The sequence below is a fragment of the Streptomyces sp. NPDC054841 genome (genome assembly GCF_053611045.1).
Map to the genome: position 1 here is coordinate 1 of NZ_JBSGZO010000184.1, position 15,888 is coordinate 15,888.

The window sequence follows — 15,888 nt, forward strand, 5'->3', positions numbered from 1 at the left end:
CTGACGGGATGCCCCGCCTCGCGCAGCGTCTCCTTGACCTGGCCGATCCGCAGGTCGCCGAAGTGGAAGACGGAGGCGGCGAGCACCGCGTCCGCGCCGGCCGCGACAGCCGGCGGGAAGTCGGCGAGCTTGCCCGCGCCGCCGGAGGCGATCACCGGGACCGTGACGTGCTTGCGGACGGCCGCGATCATCTCGGTGTCGTAGCCGTCCTTCGTGCCGTCCGCGTCCATCGAGTTGAGCAGGATCTCGCCCGCGCCCAGCTCGGCGGCCCGGTGGGCCCATTCGACGGCGTCGATGCCGGTGCCGCGGCGGCCGCCGTGCGTGGTCACCTCGTAGCCGGACGCCGTCGTGGTGCCTTCCGGGGTGCGGCGGGCGTCCACGGAGAGCACCAGCACCTGGCGGCCGAAGCGCTCGGCGATCTCGCGGATCAGCTCGGGCCGGGCGATGGCCGCCGTGTTGACGCCGACCTTGTCCGCCCCGGCGCGCAGCAGCTTGTCGACGTCGTCCGCCGAACGGACGCCGCCACCCACCGTGAGCGGGATGAAGACCTGCTCGGCGGTGCGGCGCACCACGTCGTACGTCGTCTCGCGGTTGCCGGACGACGCCGTGATGTCGAGGAAGGTCAGCTCGTCGGCGCCCTCGGCGTCGTACAGCTTGGCCATCTCGACCGGGTCGCCGGCGTCCCGCAGATTCTGGAAGTTGACTCCCTTGACCACCCGGCCGTCGTCGACGTCCAGGCAGGGGATGACTCGGACAGCGAGGGTCATGACTCCGAAGCTCCGTTCTCTCCGGCGGATTCTCCGGCGGACCGGACCGCCTCGACCTCGACCTCGACGACCAGTCGCGGATCGACGAAGCCCGAGACGATGATCATCGAAGCAGCCGGGCGGACGGCGTCGAACAGCTCCTTGTGGGCGCGGCCGACCTCGTCGACGTCCCGGGCGTGCGTGATGTACATCCGGGTGCGGACCACGTCCCTGGCGCCGAGGCCGAGTTCCTTCAGCGCTTCGAGGGCGACGTTGAAGGAGTTGACTGCCTGGTCGTACGGGCCGCCGTCGACGAACGCGCCGTCGATCACCGACGTACAGCCGGAGACCAGCACCATGCCGTTCGGCAGCTCGACCGCGCGGGAGTAGCCGAAGGCCTCCTCCCAGGGGCTGCTGCCGGCGACGCGGCGGACGGCACCGCTCATCGTGACACCGCCGCGAGCGCCTCTTCCAGGGTGAACGCCTTGGCGTAGAGCGCCTTGCCGACGATCGCGCCCTCCACGCCCTGGGGGACCAGCTCGGCGATCGCGCGCAGGTCGTCGAGCGACGAGACGCCGCCCGAGGCGACGACCGGCTTGTCGGTGGCGGCACAGACATTGCGCAGCAGCTCCAGGTTGGGGCCCTGGAGGGTGCCGTCCTTGGCGATGTCGGTGACGACGTACCGCGCGCAGCCTTCGGAGTCGAGGCGCGCCAGGGTCTCGTAGAGGTCTCCGCCGTCGCGGGTCCAGCCGCGGCCGCGCAGGGTCGTGCCGCGTACGTCGAGACCGACCGCGATCTTGTCGCCGTGCTCGGCGATGGCCTTGGCGACCCACTCGGGGGTCTCCAGCGCGGCGGTGCCGAGGTTGACCCGGGTGCAGCCGGTGGCGAGGGCGGCGGCGAGCGAGGCGTCGTCGCGGATGCCGCCGGACAGCTCGACCTTGAGGTCCATGGCCCCGGCCACCTCGGCGATCAGCTTCCGGTTGTCGCCGGTGCCGAAGGCCGCGTCCAGGTCGACCAGATGCAGCCACTCGGCGCCCGCCCGCTGCCAGGTGAGGGCGGCCTCCAGCGGGGACCCGTAGGAGGTCTCCGTACCGGACTCGCCGTGCACGAGGCGGACGGCCTGGCCGTCGCGGACGTCGACGGCGGGGAGGAGTTCAAGCTTCTGAGCCATGATCAGAGGGTCTCGATCCAGTTGGTGAGGAGCTGGGCGCCGGCGTCGCCGGACTTCTCGGGGTGGAACTGGGTGGCCCACAGCGCGCCGTTCTCGACGGCCGCGACGAAGGGCTCGCCATGTGTCGCCCAGGTGACCTTCGGGGCGCGCATGGCCGGGTTGGTGATCTCCAGGCCCCACTCGTGCACGGCGTACGAGTGCACGAAGTAGAAGCGGGCGTCGGCGTCGAGGCCGGCGAACAACTCGGAGTCCTCGGGGGCCTTGACCGTGTTCCACCCCATGTGGGGGACGACCGGAGCCTTCAACGGCCCGACGACGCCGGGCCACTCGTCCAGGCCTTCGGTCTCCACGCCGTGCTCGATGCCGCGCTCGAAGAGGATCTGCATGCCGACGCAGATGCCCATGACGGGCCGGCCGCCGGAGAGCCTGCGGTCGATGACCCAGTGCCCGCGGGCCTCCTGGAGTCCGGTCATGCAGGCGGAGAAGGCGCCGACGCCGGGGACGAGCAGCCCGTCGGCGTTCATGGCCTTGTCGAAGTCACGGGTGATCTCGACATCGGCGCCGACGCGGGCGAGGGCGCGCTCGGCGGAGCGGACGTTGCCGAAGCCGTAGTCGAAGACGACGACCTTCTTCCGCTCGCTCATGACCACACGTCCAGTCGCAGGACGCCCGCGACGAGGCACATGCCGGCGGCGACGGACAGCAGCACGATGAGGCCCTTGGGCATCTGCTGCTTGGCGAAGGAGTACACGCCGCCGAGCAGGAAGAGCCCGACGACGATCAGAATCGTGGAAAGACCGGTCACGGCTACAGGGCGCCCTTCGTGGAGGGAAGAATTCCGGCGGCGCGCGGGTCGCGCTCCGAGGCATAGCGCAGGGCTCGCGCCAGCGCCTTGAACTGGCACTCCACGATGTGGTGTGCGTTGCGCCCGTACGGGACGTGGACGTGCAGAGCGATCTGCGCCTGGGCGACGAAGGACTCCAGGATGTGCCGGGTCATCGTCGTGTCGTACGCGCCGATCATCGGCGCCATGTTCTCCGGCTCGGTGTGCACGAGGTACGGACGGCCGGAGAGGTCCACGGTCACCTGGGCGAGCGACTCGTCCAGCGGGACGGTGCAGTTGCCGAATCGATAGATCCCCACCTTGTCGCCCAGGGCCTGCTTGAAGGCGGCGCCGAGCGCGAGGGCGGTGTCCTCTATGGTGTGGTGGCTGTCGATGTGCAGATCGCCGTCGGTCTTGACCGTGAGGTCGAACAGACCGTGGCGGCCGAGCTGGTCGAGCATGTGGTCGTAGAAGCCGACCCCGGTCGACACGTCGACCTTTCCGGTGCCGTCGAGGTTGATCTCGACGACGACGGACGTCTCCTTGGTGGTGCGCTCGACCCGTCCTACGCGGCTCATGAGCTCTGCTCCTTCTTCAGTGCGCGAACCGCATCGAGGAACGCGTCGTTCTCTTCGGGGGTGCCGGCGGTGACCCGCAGCCGGCCCGGTACGCCGTTGTCGCGGACCAGGACGCCCCGGTCGAGGATCTTCTGCCACATGGCGTGGGCGCCGCCCTCACCGTCGAACCGTCCGAACTGGACGAAGTTGGCGTCGGACTCGGTCACTTCGTAACCGATGGCGCGCAGCTCGCTGACCAGCCGGTCCCGCTCCTCCTTGAGCTGCTCGACGTACTTCAGCAGCGTATCGGTGTGCTCCAGGGCGGCGAGGGCCGTGGCCTGGGTGACGGCGGAGAGGTGGTACGGCAGCCGTACGAGCTGGACGGCGTCCACGACGGCCCGGTGCGCGGCGAGATAGCCGAGGCGCAGGCCGGCGGCGCCGAAGGCCTTGGACATCGTCCGCGACACGACGAGGTTCGGCCGGCCCTCGATCAGCGGCAGCAGCGAGGGGCGGTGGCTGAATTCGACGTACGCCTCGTCGACGACCACCAGCGACGGCTTGGCCTCCTGCGCGGCCTCGTAGAGCGCGAGGACCGTCTCGGCGTCGACGGCGGTGCCGGTGGGGTTGTTGGGCGAGGTGATGAAGACGACGTCGGGCCGGTGCTCGGCGATGGCCTGAGCGGCGGCGTCGGCGTCCAGGGTGAAGTCGTCACGCCGCGGACCGGAGATCCAGCCGGTGCCGGTGCCGCGTGAGATCAGTCCGTGCATCGAGTACGAGGGCTCGAAGCCGATGGCGGTACGGCCGGGCCCGCCGAAGGTCTGCAGCAGCTGCTGGATGACCTCGTTGGAGCCGTTGGCCGCCCAGACGTTCTCGACGGCGAGGGGGTGCTTGCCGGTGCGGGTGAGGTACTTCGCGAGCTCGGTACGCAGCTCGACCGCGTCCCGGTCGGGATAGCGGTTGAGGCCGCGCGCGGCCTCCCGCACCCGCTCGGCGATCCGCGCCACCAGCGGCTCGGGCAGCGGGTACGGGTTCTCGTTGGTGTTCAGCTGTACGGGGACGTCGAGCTGGGGCGCGCCGTAGGGGGACTTGCCGCGCAGCTCGTCCCTGATGGGGAGATCGTCGATGCCGACGTCGCCGGTGCTCACGTGGTCCGTGCCCACGTGCTTCGTGCCCACGTGCTCCGTGCCCACTTGCTCTGTGCCCACTTGCTTCGTGCTCACTTGCTCTCGGGTACCTTCCAGCCGAACCGTGCCTTCAGCGCGGCGCCGTGCGCCGGGAGGTCCTCCGCCTCCGCCAGCGTCACCACGTGGTGGGTGACCTCGGCCAGGGCCTCGCGCGTGTAGTCCACGATGTGGATGCCGCGCAGGAAGGACTGGACGGACAGACCGGAGGAGTGGCAGGCGCAGCCGCCGGTGGGCAGTACGTGGTTGGAGCCGGCGCAGTAGTCGCCGAGGGAGACCGGCGCCCACGGGCCGACGAAGATCGCGCCCGCGTTGCGGACCCGGTTCGCGACGGCCGCCGCGTCGGCGGTCTGGATCTCCAGGTGCTCGGCGCCGTACGCGTCGACGACGCGCAGGCCCTCCTCGATGCCGTCGACCAGGACGATCGCGGACTGCTTGCCGGTCAGGGCCGGGAGGATCCGGTCCTCGACGTGCTTGGTCGCGGCGATCTGCGGCTCCAGCTCGCGCTCGACCGCGTCCGCGAGCTCGGGCGAGTCGGTGACCAGGACGGCCGCGGCCAGCGGGTCGTGCTCGGCCTGGCTGATCAGGTCGGCGGCGACGTGGGCCGGGTCGGCGGTGGCGTCGGCGAGGACCGCGATCTCGGTCGGGCCGGCCTCGGTGTCGATGCCGATCCGGCCGGTGAAGTAACGCTTGGCGGCGGCGACCCAGACATTGCCGGGGCCGGTCACCATGTTCGCCGGAGCACACCCGTCGGGTCCGGAGGTCCCGTACGCGAACATCGCGACGGCCTGGGCGCCTCCCACCGCGTACACCTCGTCGACGCCGAGCAGCGCGCAGGCGGCGAGGATCGTCGGGTGCGGCAGTCCGCCGAACTCTTTCTGCGGCGGTGACGCGAGCGCGATGGACTCGACGCCGGCCTCCTGCGCCGGTACGGCGTTCATGATCACGGACGAGGGGTAAACAGAACGCCCGCCCGGCGCGTACAGCCCAACGCGCTCGACCGGAACCCACTTCTCGGTCACCGTGCCGCCCGGCACGACCTGGGTGGTGTGCGTCTGCCGGCGCTGCTCGCGGTGGACGATCCTGGCGCGCCGGATCGACTCCTCGAGTGCCGCCCTGACCTGGGGGTCCAGCTGCTCGAGCGCCTCCGTGAGAGCCTTCGCGGGCACCCGCACCCGCTCCAGCGTCACACCGTCGAACTTCTCCGCGTACTCGATCAGCGCCGCTGTGCCGCGATGATGCACGTCCTCGCAGATCGGCCGCACCTTCTCCAGGGCGGCTTCCACGTCGAAGTCGGCACGGGGCAGCAGATCGCGCAGGGCCCCGCCCTGGGGGAGGGCGGCGCCGCGCAGGTCGATACGAGCCAGAGAAATTGATTGCAGCACGGGTCAATTCTCGCAGACGGTCACCGACAGCCGGTCTCTCGTATCACTGACTGATACGCGTCAGATCACTCCCACACGTCTCCCGACCACCACTTCTCACCGAGGCGCTCTCGCGCCGCCCCTCTGGTTTCAGAAGTCGTTCATGACCACTAGCGTTCAGTCCGTTACGCAGCGGGAAGAACGGCTGTACGAAACCCGGGGAAGCAAGGGGGCGGCATTGACCGAGCCGCAGAGCATCGACGTGCCCGACGATCTCACCACCGCAGAACAGACCATGTGGACCGCGTTCGAGCACGGGAGGACCTGCGACCTGCGTGACAGCAATCCGCTGCTGAACGATCCCTTCTCGGGCCGCGAGTGGGGCCCGGACCGCAGTGTGCGCGCCGATGTGATCGCGATGCTGCTGCTCAGCGGTCCGAGCGCGCGGCCCGGGCGGGTCTGCGCGCTGAAGCTGCGCGGCGCGTACATCACCGGGAAGCTCACCCTCGGCGGCGGGACGATCGGGCCGTACGTCGAGCTGACCGGCTGCCGCTTCGAGAGCGAGCTGGCGTTACCCGAGGCACGGTTCACGACACTGCGCATGGTCGGCTGCGCGATACCGCGGCTGGAGGCCGCCCGGCTGCACACGGAGGGTGATCTGCATCTGCCGCGCTGCCGGATAGAGCGCGGGATGCGGCTCACGGACGCGCAGATCGGCACGGATCTGCTGATCAACCAGATCCAGGTGCGGCCGGACCGGCGGGGCCGGGCGATCGCCGCGGACGGCCTGTCGGTGGCCCAGGACCTCCAGGCCGAGCTGATCGACACGTACGGCGAAGTCAGCCTGCGCGGCGCGAAGGTCGGCGTGTCGCTGAGCCTGCGCGGCAGCCGGCTGCGGGCGGTGGAGGGGCGCCGCGCGCTGAACGCTCCGCAGCTGACGGTGGAGCGCACGCTCTACATGACGCGGGCCTGGGTGAATGTGGCGGGCGACCAGGGGACCACTCCCCCGTTCGGCATCGCCAACGCCGCCGGCGGGCGGGGGCCCGGAGCACGGGAGCGACCCTTCGAATGCCATGGCGGGGTACGGCTGGACGACGGGCGCTTCGGCGACGCGGTCGACTTCCACAAGGCCCGCTTCGTACTCTCGGACGCCCGGCGCGAGGAGCTGTCGCTGCGCAGGATCGTCACCCCCGAGCTGCGCTTCAACGGGGAGCGGCCGGAGGAGGGACGTGTCGTGCTGAACGGCGCGAAGATCGTCACGCTGATCGATCTGTCGACGAGCTGGCCGGGTCCCGGCGGGCTGGCGATGGGCGGCTTCGTGTACGAGAACCTCGTCCCGTACAGCCGCTTCCCGCTGGCCAGGCGGCTGGAGTGGATCGCGGCAGCGACCCCCGAGTACGCCCCGGAGCCGTACGAGCGGCTGGCGACCGTCCTGCGCAACAGCGGCGAGGACGCGGACGCGCGCGAGGTGTTGCTCGCCAAGCAGCGCCGGCGCCGCGAGACCCTGCCGCTCGCGGCGAAGCTCTGGGGCTATCTCCAGGACTGGACGGTGGCCTACGGCTACCGGCCGGGCCGGGCCGCGCTGTGGATGGCGGTGCTCTGGGCGGCGGGCGCGGTGGCGTTCTCGCGCTACGACCCCTCGGCGATCAAGCCCGACGAACACCCGGAGTGGAACCCGTCCCTGTTCGCCCTGGACCTGCTCCTCCCGGTGATCAATCTCGGCCAGGACGGCTACTGGCGTCTGGAGGGCCGCTGGCAGTGGGCCGCGGCCGCGCTGATCCTGCTCGGCTGGATCCTGGCGACGACGGTCGCGGCGGGTGCGTCACGGTTGCTGCGCCGCAGCTAGACGAGTAAGTCCTATCTCCCGCCGTCCGCCCGGAGGGCGGGCTTCGCGGCGTCCGGTGCGTGCAGATGCAAGGCGGAGGGTCGTCCTCGTACTGGGCGTACTTGGACGATCCCGACAACGCAGCGTGGGGGCACCTCCCGTGCCCGAAGGGCTACGGGGGAGTGCGTGCCGGGCGTCGCGGAGCAGGCGGGAGATAGGACCTACTCGTCCAGGGCCTGTCTTCGGAGCCCCTTCCGTCCTTCGGGCGGACGGGGCTGCTTTGAAGACACTTCTCAGGGCCTGACCCGCCGAGCAGCTCCCAGGACCTGTCCGGCGGATCGGGCCGAATCAGCCCGGCAAGATCTGAAAGACAGGCCCTCGGGGCGGGCGCGCGCGGGGGCGTCCGCGGGTGGGCGCGAGAGCGTCCCGTAGGTGGGCGCGAGAGCGTCCCGTAGGTGGGCGCGAGAGCGTCAGTTCGCGCCGGATGCCCGCCGGACCGGGGATCGGCGACCCACGGCGCCGCAGTCACGGCCGTCGCTCCGGCGTCCGCCGCCGAACCGGGGATCGGCGACCCACGGCGCCGCAGTCACGGCCGTCGCTCCGGCGTCCCTTGCGCGATCGTCTGCGCCCTGCGCCGTCGCTCGCGCCGGTGGCCGGGGCGCACGACGGTCGGGCAGGCAACCGCCCGGCGGGCTCGGTGTGCGCCCCCGCGCGCTTCCGATTACGCGCTCCTTTGCGGTTTCTTGACCTGACTCAGGACAACCATTCCACCTGCTACCAAAACTTCACAGATGCCCTCTGGCGCGCTCTCGACCTGCAGCTTTCAATGGTCCGCACCATGTCTCTGCTCCGTGCTCTGATCAGCACCGCCCGCATGGTCCGGCACACCCCGCGGCTTGCCGACGGGCTGTCCCCGGACGACGCGGTACTGCTCGACGCCCCCGACGAGCGGCTCGGGCCCGCACTCGTCGCGGCCGCGATCGGCGACCACGAGCCCGCCGCCAAGCTGCTCGCCACTTCGCGCGACGCGGCCGAGTGGGAGAACCGGGACCGCTATGTGATGCGGCTCGCGGCGTTCGCCCACAGCCGGGACGACTGGCTGACCGGCTGGCTCGCCGCCTCGCCCCGTGATCCCGACGCCCTGCTGGTGAAGGCCGAACTCGCGGTCCGCAGAGCCTGGGAGTCGCCCGCGCGCACCGAGCGGCTGCGCGAGGTCGGCCCGCTCATCGACGCCGCGGCCGAGGGCGATCCGCGCGACCCCGTGCCCTGGCGGGTCGCACTCGACCACGCGCGCGGCACCCACGCCACGCACACCGCCTTCGAGTCGCTGTGGGAGCAGGCCGTGCGCCGCTCCTCGCACCACTACGGCTGCCATGTCGCGGCGCTCCAGTACCTCTCCGCCCACTGGTACGGCTCGCACCGCGAGTGCTTCGACTTCGCCGAGCGGGCGGCCGAGGACTCCCTGCCCGGCTCGCTCGTGCAGGCCCTGCCGGTGCGGGCCGCGTTCACACTGCTGCTGGCCGGCTCCTTCAGCTCCGTACAGGCCGACCGGATCGACGCCGCCGCGGACCGGGCGATCGCGCTGTCCGAGCGCTACCGGGAGGCCGACCCCTGGCCGGCGGAGGTCCGCAATCTGCTGGTGTACGTACTGATCGCACGCGGCCGCTGGGCCGAGGCCCTGGAGCAGTTCCGGACGATCGGCCCGTGTGCGACGTCGTTCCCGTGGAACTGTCTGACGGACGATCCGCTGGGCCAGTTCCTGGAGGCTCGCGACGGCGTCCGGATCGAGGTGGCGTCCTCGGTACCGATCCGCCGCGGGCGCCGGATCGGACAGGTCCGTACGGGTCACGGGCGGGCGGCCGGACGCAGCCCCTCCGGCGGCCATTACGCTTAACCGCTGTGACCACCGCTCGCCTGCCCCTCTTCCCGCTCAACGCGGTGCTGTTCCCGGGCCTCGTCCTGCCGCTGAACGTCTTCGAGGAGCGCTATCGCGCCATGATGCGCGAGCTGCTGAAGACCGACGAGTCCGAGCCGCGCCGCTTCGCCGTGGTCGCCATCCGCGATGGCCGCGAGGTCGCGCCGACCGCTCCCGGGCTGCCCGACCAGACCGCGCTGCCCGAAAAGGGCCCCGCCGCCGGCTTCGGCACCGACCCGATCCAGGCGTTCCACCGGGTCGGGTGCATCGCGGATGCCGCGACGATCCGCGAACGCGCGGACGGCAGCTACGAGGTGCTGGCCACCGGCACGACCCGGGTCAAACTGCTCTCCGTCGACGCGAGCGGCCCCTTCCTCACGGCCGAACTCGAAGAGATCCCGGAGGAGTCGGGGGACGGCGCCGGCGCACTCGCCGAAGGCGTGCTGCGGGCGTTCCGCAACTACCAGAAGCGGCTGGCGGGCGCGCGTGAGCGTTCGCTGTCCACGGGCGCGGAGCTGCCGGACGAGCCGTCCGTGGTGTCGTACCTGGTGGCTGCGGCGGCCGTGCTGGACACCCCGTCGAAGCAGCGACTGCTGCAGGCCCCGGACACCGCGACCCGGCTGCGCGAGGAGCTGAAGCTGCTGCGCTCCGAGACCGCGGTGATACGGCATCTTCCGTCGCTGCCCGCAGTCGATCTGACGCGCGCTCCGACGAGCCCCAACTAGCCCCGACCAGCCCCAACCAGTCGGACCCGTCCGGCCCCGTCCGAAGCGCACCGACCAGTCCGAAGCGTCGCGCTGAACCCGAAGCGCACCGATGAGTCCGGCGCACACCGACCAGTTCGAGGACCGAGACCTTGGCGAAGAAGTCCAGGAAGCAGCCGGGCGGCACCCCGGCGACGGTGGCGCTGACGGCCGCGGGAACGGCGTTCACCGTCCACGCGTACGAGCACGACCCGGCGACCCCCTCGTACGGGGAGGAGGCCGCGGAGGCTCTCGGCGTCGCCCCCGATCGGGTCTTCAAGACCCTCGTCGCGGACGTGGACGGCGAACTGACGGTCGCGGTCGTCCCGGTCGCCGGACAGCTCGATCTCAAGGCCCTGGCCGCGGCGGTCGGCGGCAAGCGTGCCGCGATGGCCGACCCGGCGGCCGCCGAGCGCACCACCGGCTACGTGCGCGGGGGGATCTCCCCGCTCGGGCAGCGCAAGCGTCTGCGGACGGTCCTGGACGCCTCGGCCTCGGCCCACCCGACGATCTGCGTCTCGGCCGGCCGCCGTGGACTGGAGGTCGAGCTGTCCCCCTCGGACCTGGCGGCGCTCACGGGCGCGGTGCTGGCGCCGATCGGTCGCGCGTAACAGGGCGTGCGCGGGACCTCGACGGCGGGCCCGTCCTCGGCTACGACCGAAGGACATCCCGATCCGAGGGGGCGCCCGAATGTCGAAGCGCACGCGTAAACGCAAGTGGCGGCTCCGGAAGCGCCGCGCGAACCACGGCCGCCGGCCGGCGTAGCGAGGGAGGGGCCGGCCCCCTCCGGTGGAGCCCGTCCGGTGATCGAGCCGCGGGAGTCCGGCGCAGCCCCCACGCGGCGGAGCCGCAGATCGACACAGCGGGAAGGGACGGGGTCCGGGAAGAGGCGGGGTCCGGAAAACGCCCCGCGCAGCAGCTGACCCGAACCGCACGGCCGGGCCGGTCGGGGCTGCCCCGGACCGGCCGGGCCCGCGCGCCAGCCCCGGTTGTCCAGGGCCTGTCCGGTGGGTCAGGCTGGATCAGCGAGCGCCCGCCGCGAAGCGGCTGATGTCACTGATGTGGCTTCGGATCCAAGGCGGAGGATGGAGTCATGGCGGAGCCATGCCGACTGACGACAACGCAGGAGACGGAGTCGCAGGGCGTCGCGAGCCCAGCAAGATCCACCGGACAGGTCCTAGGGCAGCGGGGGCGCCCAGTCCGGCTCCGGGTCGCGGGGGCCGAAGAGTGCGGTCAGGGCGAGGTGCACGACCATCGCGGCGACCGGCCACGCCAGCAGCGCGGCCTTCGCCCGGAGCTGGAGCGGGGCGTCGAAGGCAACACCCGGGCCGACCGCCCGGGCATGGGCGACGACGTCGTGGGCCGGGTCGAGCCAGTAGCCGATGCCCCAGCCCAGGGCGGAGCCGAGCAGGCCGCCCACGGCGAGGGCGGCGACCAGCGCGATGCCTCCGCGGCGGTGGAACCAGAAGACGGCGGCGGCGCTCAGCACGCCGAGACCGAGCGCCAGCAGGACGAACGTGCCGTCCGCGCCCGCGGCCTCCTCACCCTCCGTGTCCGCGACGAACACCGCCTTGTCGGTCGCGATCAACTGCACCCGCGGCGCCAGCCACAGCCAGAGCAGGCCGAGCACGATCCCCGCGAGCGCCACGGCCAGCAGCACGACGGCGGCCTGCCGGACCTCCTTCTTCATGTCCTGCCCATCTCCATCCGGGTGCGGGAGGGGATACGGGTGGTACGGGGTCGCGTCGTGCGACGGCGGCTGGTGAGGCGGGGTCAGGGGTGCGGTCACCATGACATCGTGCCAAACGTCCCCGTGGGACGCCTCACCGGACCGCGGCCCGCCGGTACGCCCAGGTCGCGAGGGCCAGCGAGACCACGCCGACGGCCGCGCAGACGGCGAGGTCCAGCGCGACGGCCGGCCACTGCGGATGCGCGTCGAAGCTGTGGGCGAGAGCCTCGACGCCGTACGTCGACGGCAGAAGATCGCGCGCGTACGTGATCGGCTCCGGGAGCCGGCCGGCCGGCAGTACGCCCAGCAGCAGCGCCGCGGACATGCCCAACTGCCCCAGCAGGGTGGCGAGTTCCTGGCGCGGGGCGAGCAGTCCGAGGGCGGCGCCGAGCCCGGCGAGAGCGGCGCCCGCGAGCGGGATCACGGCGGCCAGCACCCATAGATGCGTCAGCGGCAGCCCGAAGAGCACCGAGCCGATGACCGCGGTCACCACCGTCCCGGGCACGGTGAAGGAGGCGTACGCCCCGGCCGCGCCCAGAACGACCGCCGCGGGCGGCACGGGCAGCGTCGCGTAGTGGTCGAGGCCGCCGCCGGCCCTGAGCTGCCCGAAGTACTGGGCGAGAAGATTGAGCGCGACGAACGCGACGACAAGGACCGCCGACCCGGCGACGACGGCGCGGGCCTCGGCCCCGCCGTCGACCACGCCGCGCATGAGCACCATGATCCCGACGGACTGGAACGTCGCGACGAAGAGCAGCGGGATCCTGGCGACCCGTGCCCGGGACAGCTGGGCGCGGTACACCGCGGCGAGCGCGGGCATCAGCCGGGCCCGGGGCGCGAGCGGCGCGGCCGCTGCCCCGGACGGTGCGCCGGACGCCCCCCGCACACTCGCGGACACGGCCTCCGCAGGCACGATGCTCACCTGGCGCTGCTCCTGTTCCATACGTGCAAGTTCGGTACGTGCAAGTTCGTTACGTACGAGATCGCTACGTGCGAGTTCAGTACGTGCACGTTCGCTACGCACGAGATCGCTACGTGCGAGTTCAGCACGTGCGAGTTCAGCACGTGCGAGTTCGGTACGTACGAGTTCGGTACGTGCGAGGGCTCACAGCTCACGCCTTCACCAGTCCCTTCGTCGCATGGCCGCCGAGCGCCAGGTACACGTCCTCCAGGCTCGGCGTGGCCAGCGTGAAGTCGTCGAGAGCGGCGAAGGCGGCGCCGCCGGTCACCGCGGCCACGGCCGCGCGGGCCTCTTCCGGGGCGAGGCGGAGGACCCAGCGGCGTCCGGACTCCTGGGCGGAGAGGCGCAGCGCCGCGACCTCGGGGACATCGAGCGGGGCCCGTTCGCGCCAGACCAGCTCGACGCGGACCTCGCCCGCGATGCGCTCCTTGAGTCCGGCGGGCGTGTCGCAGGCGATGACCTTGCCGCGTTCCAGTACGGCGACGCGGTCGAGGACGGTCTCGGCCTCGATGACGTTGTGGGTGACGAGCACCACGGTGACGTCGTGCTCGGCGCGGCGGCGGTCCACCGCGGCCCAGACCGCGCGTCGGGCGACCGGGTCCATGCCGGTGGTGGGCTCGTCCAGTACCAGGACCGGCCGCTCGCCGACGAGGGTGGCGGCGAAGCACGCGAGCCTTCGCTGGCCGCCGGAGAGCTTCTTCAGGGGCCGGCCGGCCAGCCCGGTCAGGCCGAGCTCCTCCAGAACGGCGTCCCGCTCGGCCCGCGCCTCCCGTACGCCGAGGCCGCGCAGCCGGCCGGTGGTCTCGGCGGCGAGCGCGACGGTCAGCTCGTCGAGGGCGGTGGATTCCTGGCCGAGGTAGCCGATGAGCCGTGCCGCCCGCTCGGTGTGGCGTACGAGATCGTGGCCGAGCACGTCGACGCTGCCGGAATCCGGCCGCATCAGACCGGTCAGCTGGCGGACGAGCGTGGACTTGCCGGCGCCGTTGGGACCGAGCAGCCCGAAGATCTCGCCGCGCCGCACTTCGAGGCCGATACCGTCGTTGGCACGCACCTCGGGGGTCGCGGGGGCCCCTCGCCGGGCGCGCGCGGCGGGGTACGTTTTGACCAGATCCCGCACCACGCACACCGTACTCACGAGGGACGAGCCTACGGGGTCCGCGGACCTACTCCCCCGCGGGGGCGCGTTCCGCGGCGGCACGGACGTCGATCTCGCGCCAGAATCCGGCCCGGATCGCATAGCGGTCGTGCTCGTCGATCTGGTCGTCCTTGTGGGCGAGCAGTCCGAAACGGGCCGCGTACCGCAGCAGTTCGCCGTCGATGCGGTGCGGGATGCGCGGGTACATGGTGGACAGCTTCTGCACGTGCGCCGGGTCGGGCAGCCGCTCCATCCAGCGCCGCGCGAAGACCTGTCCGACCTCGAAGGGGTCGCCGCCGACCGTGGTGATGTCCTCCTCCCGGTCGGCCCAGCGCTGCTCGGCGCTGGTGAGCTGCGCGAGGGTGGGCAGCGACGCGGTCTCCGGGGGCTCGCCGAGCGCGCCGTTGCCCGGGCGCTCGATCCAGCCCTTGTCGGAGGACCAGCGCAGGGTGGCGCCGGCCGGCTGCCGGTCGGCCGCGACCACCGGGCCACGCAGGCCCGCGAGGTCCTTGGGGGTGGGGACGCCCTTGCCGTGCGGGCCGCCGGGGGTGCCCGCTCCGTTCTCCGTACTGCCGTCGGCGGCCGGGGCGGACGTTCCGTTCCGTACTTGCGCGACCTGGGCACGGGCTTCCTCCGCGCGCTCGGCGGACGCGGCGAGGGCCGCTTCGGGAAGCGGGGCGGAGAGGATGGCCGCGATCTCGGGGCGGGGCGCGGGCGGCGGGGCGCAGACGCCGCTGAACTCCTTGGCCCGTACGGCCTGGGTGATCCAGGCGCGGTCGAGGACGCGCCGCTCGTCGGCCTCGGCGACCAGGTCCTCCGACTGGTTGTAGTCGCCGTCGGCGGCCTGCACGGCCCAGAGGTGGACGGCGACGCCGTGTTCCTTGGCGGACATCAGTCCGGGCAGCAGATCGCCGTCGCCGGTGACGAGCACGACATCGGAGCAGGCTCGATTTCTGGCCAGTTCGGTGAGTTCGGCGTGCATCGCGGCGTCGACGCCCTTCTGGGCCCAGCGGCCGTCGCTGCGGGTCAGGGCGCCGAGCCGGACGGTGACCCGGGGCATGACCCGGAGCCTTCGGTGTTCCGGCTGGGGGACGCGGTCGGGGGCACCGTCGAACCAGTAGATACGCAGCAGCGGGCGTTCCGTGTCGGCCTCCGCACGCTCGCGGAGGGCCTGGATGAGGGCGGTGTGGTCGACGGTGATGCGGGAACGGGCCGGCTCTCCGGCGAGGAGACTCGCGGCGGCGCCCAGCAGATAGCCGGCGTCCACCAGGACGACGCAGCGGTCCACGTGTTCCACCCTCTTTCGGGAACCTCGGGAACGGAAGTTGCTTCGGGTTTCCTTCGAGTCTGCCCGACCGCCGGAAGGTTAACGGCCGGAACTCGATCATCGGCGTGGCGGATCGTGAAGCCGCACCGTAACAGCGGTCCGTTACTCACCGCAATGATCCGAAATGCGACGCCTGAACGGTTATGTGAGTCTGATGGCGGCCCTGGCCCCTAGATCCCACACGGAGGCAGCACCATGGCCAAGAACAAGCAGAACCGTAAGCAGCCGGTCGCTTCGAGTGCCGAGCGCGGCACCCAGCAGGCGAAGAGCGCGTCGATCGAGGCGCAGGCCGAGCAGCGGGCGGCGCAGGTCACTCCGACCGATGTGGCCCACAAGGGCCGGCAGAAGCGCTTCGGCCACAACTGAGCCGACTGACGCGCTGTCCGAGGACATACGCGTGAGGGGCACGCC

General features: G+C 71.8%; 17 protein-coding genes. 5 read left to right on the top strand and 12 right to left on the bottom strand.

What is annotated here, in order from left to right; translation table 11 throughout:
• The 8 genes from hisF to hisD all read right to left on the bottom strand — a co-directional run.
• On the bottom strand, positions 1 to 767 hold a 767-nt coding region (gene hisF, locus ACWGI8_RS23450; RefSeq protein WP_453663631.1), incomplete at its 3' end, for an imidazole glycerol phosphate synthase subunit HisF.
• Positions 764 to 1,192, bottom strand: coding sequence for a Rid family hydrolase (locus ACWGI8_RS23455; protein ID WP_453663633.1), 429 nt, complete (start codon positions 1,190 to 1,192; stop codon positions 764 to 766). The genes ACWGI8_RS23455 and hisF, both read right to left, overlap by 4 nt.
• Positions 1,189 to 1,917, bottom strand: a complete 729-nt coding sequence (gene priA / locus ACWGI8_RS23460; RefSeq protein WP_453663634.1) for a bifunctional 1-(5-phosphoribosyl)-5-((5-phosphoribosylamino)methylideneamino)imidazole-4-carboxamide isomerase/phosphoribosylanthranilate isomerase PriA — start codon at positions 1,915 to 1,917, stop codon at positions 1,189 to 1,191. Before priA ends, ACWGI8_RS23455 begins: the two co-directional genes overlap by 4 nt.
• A gap of 2 nt (positions 1,918 to 1,919) precedes the next feature.
• Complete coding sequence (gene hisH / locus ACWGI8_RS23465; RefSeq protein WP_453663635.1) at positions 1,920 to 2,561, bottom strand: imidazole glycerol phosphate synthase subunit HisH; 642 nt, start codon at positions 2,559 to 2,561, stop codon at positions 1,920 to 1,922.
• Complete coding sequence (locus ACWGI8_RS23470; protein ID WP_453663637.1) at positions 2,558 to 2,722, bottom strand: hypothetical protein; 165 nt, start codon at positions 2,720 to 2,722, stop codon at positions 2,558 to 2,560. The genes hisH and ACWGI8_RS23470 overlap by 4 nt, the downstream gene beginning before the upstream one ends.
• A gap of 2 nt (positions 2,723 to 2,724) precedes the next feature.
• Positions 2,725 to 3,318 carry an imidazoleglycerol-phosphate dehydratase HisB gene (hisB, locus tag ACWGI8_RS23475; protein WP_351570561.1) on the bottom strand — a complete coding sequence of 198 codons (594 nt, stop codon included), beginning with the start codon at positions 3,316 to 3,318 and terminating at the stop codon, positions 2,725 to 2,727.
• Complete coding sequence (locus ACWGI8_RS23480) at positions 3,315 to 4,442, bottom strand: histidinol-phosphate transaminase (RefSeq protein ID WP_453663650.1); 1,128 nt, start codon at positions 4,440 to 4,442, stop codon at positions 3,315 to 3,317. Before ACWGI8_RS23480 ends, hisB begins: the two co-directional genes overlap by 4 nt.
• Positions 4,443 to 4,513: 71 nt before the next feature.
• The gene (gene hisD / locus ACWGI8_RS23485) at positions 4,514 to 5,860 is read right to left on the bottom strand and encodes a histidinol dehydrogenase (protein WP_453663651.1); all 1,347 of its coding nucleotides are present in this window, start codon (positions 5,858 to 5,860) and stop codon (positions 4,514 to 4,516) included.
• A 220-nt stretch (positions 5,861 to 6,080) separates the two neighbouring features.
• On the opposite strand from hisD, the gene ACWGI8_RS23490 reads away from it, so the two are divergent.
• The 4 genes from ACWGI8_RS23490 (at position 6,081) to ybaK (ending at position 10,936) form a co-directional block, all read left to right on the top strand.
• Positions 6,081 to 7,688, top strand: a complete 1,608-nt coding sequence (locus tag ACWGI8_RS23490) for an oxidoreductase (RefSeq protein WP_453663652.1) — start codon at positions 6,081 to 6,083, stop codon at positions 7,686 to 7,688.
• An 805-nt stretch (positions 7,689 to 8,493) separates the two neighbouring features.
• The gene (locus ACWGI8_RS23495; RefSeq protein ID WP_453663639.1) at positions 8,494 to 9,561 is read left to right on the top strand and encodes a hypothetical protein; all 1,068 of its coding nucleotides are present in this window, start codon (positions 8,494 to 8,496) and stop codon (positions 9,559 to 9,561) included.
• 5 nt (positions 9,562 to 9,566) lie between these two features.
• Entirely contained in the window at positions 9,567 to 10,307 is a 741-nt protein-coding gene (locus ACWGI8_RS23500) for an LON peptidase substrate-binding domain-containing protein (protein ID WP_453663641.1), read from the top strand.
• Positions 10,308 to 10,438: 131 nt separating this feature from the next.
• Positions 10,439 to 10,936 (top strand): Cys-tRNA(Pro) deacylase, encoded by a 498-nt coding sequence (gene ybaK, locus ACWGI8_RS23505; protein WP_453663642.1) that lies wholly within the window; start codon positions 10,439 to 10,441, stop codon positions 10,934 to 10,936.
• A 566-nt stretch (positions 10,937 to 11,502) separates the two neighbouring features.
• On the opposite strand, the gene ACWGI8_RS23510 is transcribed toward ybaK, so the two are convergent.
• The 4 genes from ACWGI8_RS23510 to ACWGI8_RS23525 form a co-directional block, all read right to left on the bottom strand.
• The gene (locus ACWGI8_RS23510; protein ID WP_453663644.1) at positions 11,503 to 12,117 is read right to left on the bottom strand and encodes a hypothetical protein; all 615 of its coding nucleotides are present in this window, start codon (positions 12,115 to 12,117) and stop codon (positions 11,503 to 11,505) included.
• Positions 12,118 to 12,148: 31 nt separating this feature from the next.
• Positions 12,149 to 12,976, bottom strand: coding sequence for an ABC transporter permease (locus tag ACWGI8_RS23515; protein WP_453663645.1), 828 nt, complete (start codon positions 12,974 to 12,976; stop codon positions 12,149 to 12,151).
• 190 nt (positions 12,977 to 13,166) lie between these two features.
• Positions 13,167 to 14,141: an ABC transporter ATP-binding protein gene (locus ACWGI8_RS23520; protein WP_453663654.1), complete on the bottom strand. Its 975-nt coding sequence runs from the start codon at positions 14,139 to 14,141 to the stop codon at positions 13,167 to 13,169.
• A 37-nt stretch (positions 14,142 to 14,178) separates the two neighbouring features.
• Positions 14,179 to 15,447, bottom strand: a complete 1,269-nt coding sequence (locus ACWGI8_RS23525; RefSeq protein ID WP_453663647.1) for an NYN domain-containing protein — start codon at positions 15,445 to 15,447, stop codon at positions 14,179 to 14,181.
• Between the two features lie 225 nt (positions 15,448 to 15,672).
• Here ACWGI8_RS23525 and ACWGI8_RS23530 point away from each other — a divergent pair, with 225 nt between their 5' ends.
• Positions 15,673 to 15,843, top strand: a complete 171-nt coding sequence (locus ACWGI8_RS23530) for a hypothetical protein (protein WP_453663648.1) — start codon at positions 15,673 to 15,675, stop codon at positions 15,841 to 15,843.
• Positions 15,844 to 15,888 lie beyond the last annotated feature (45 nt).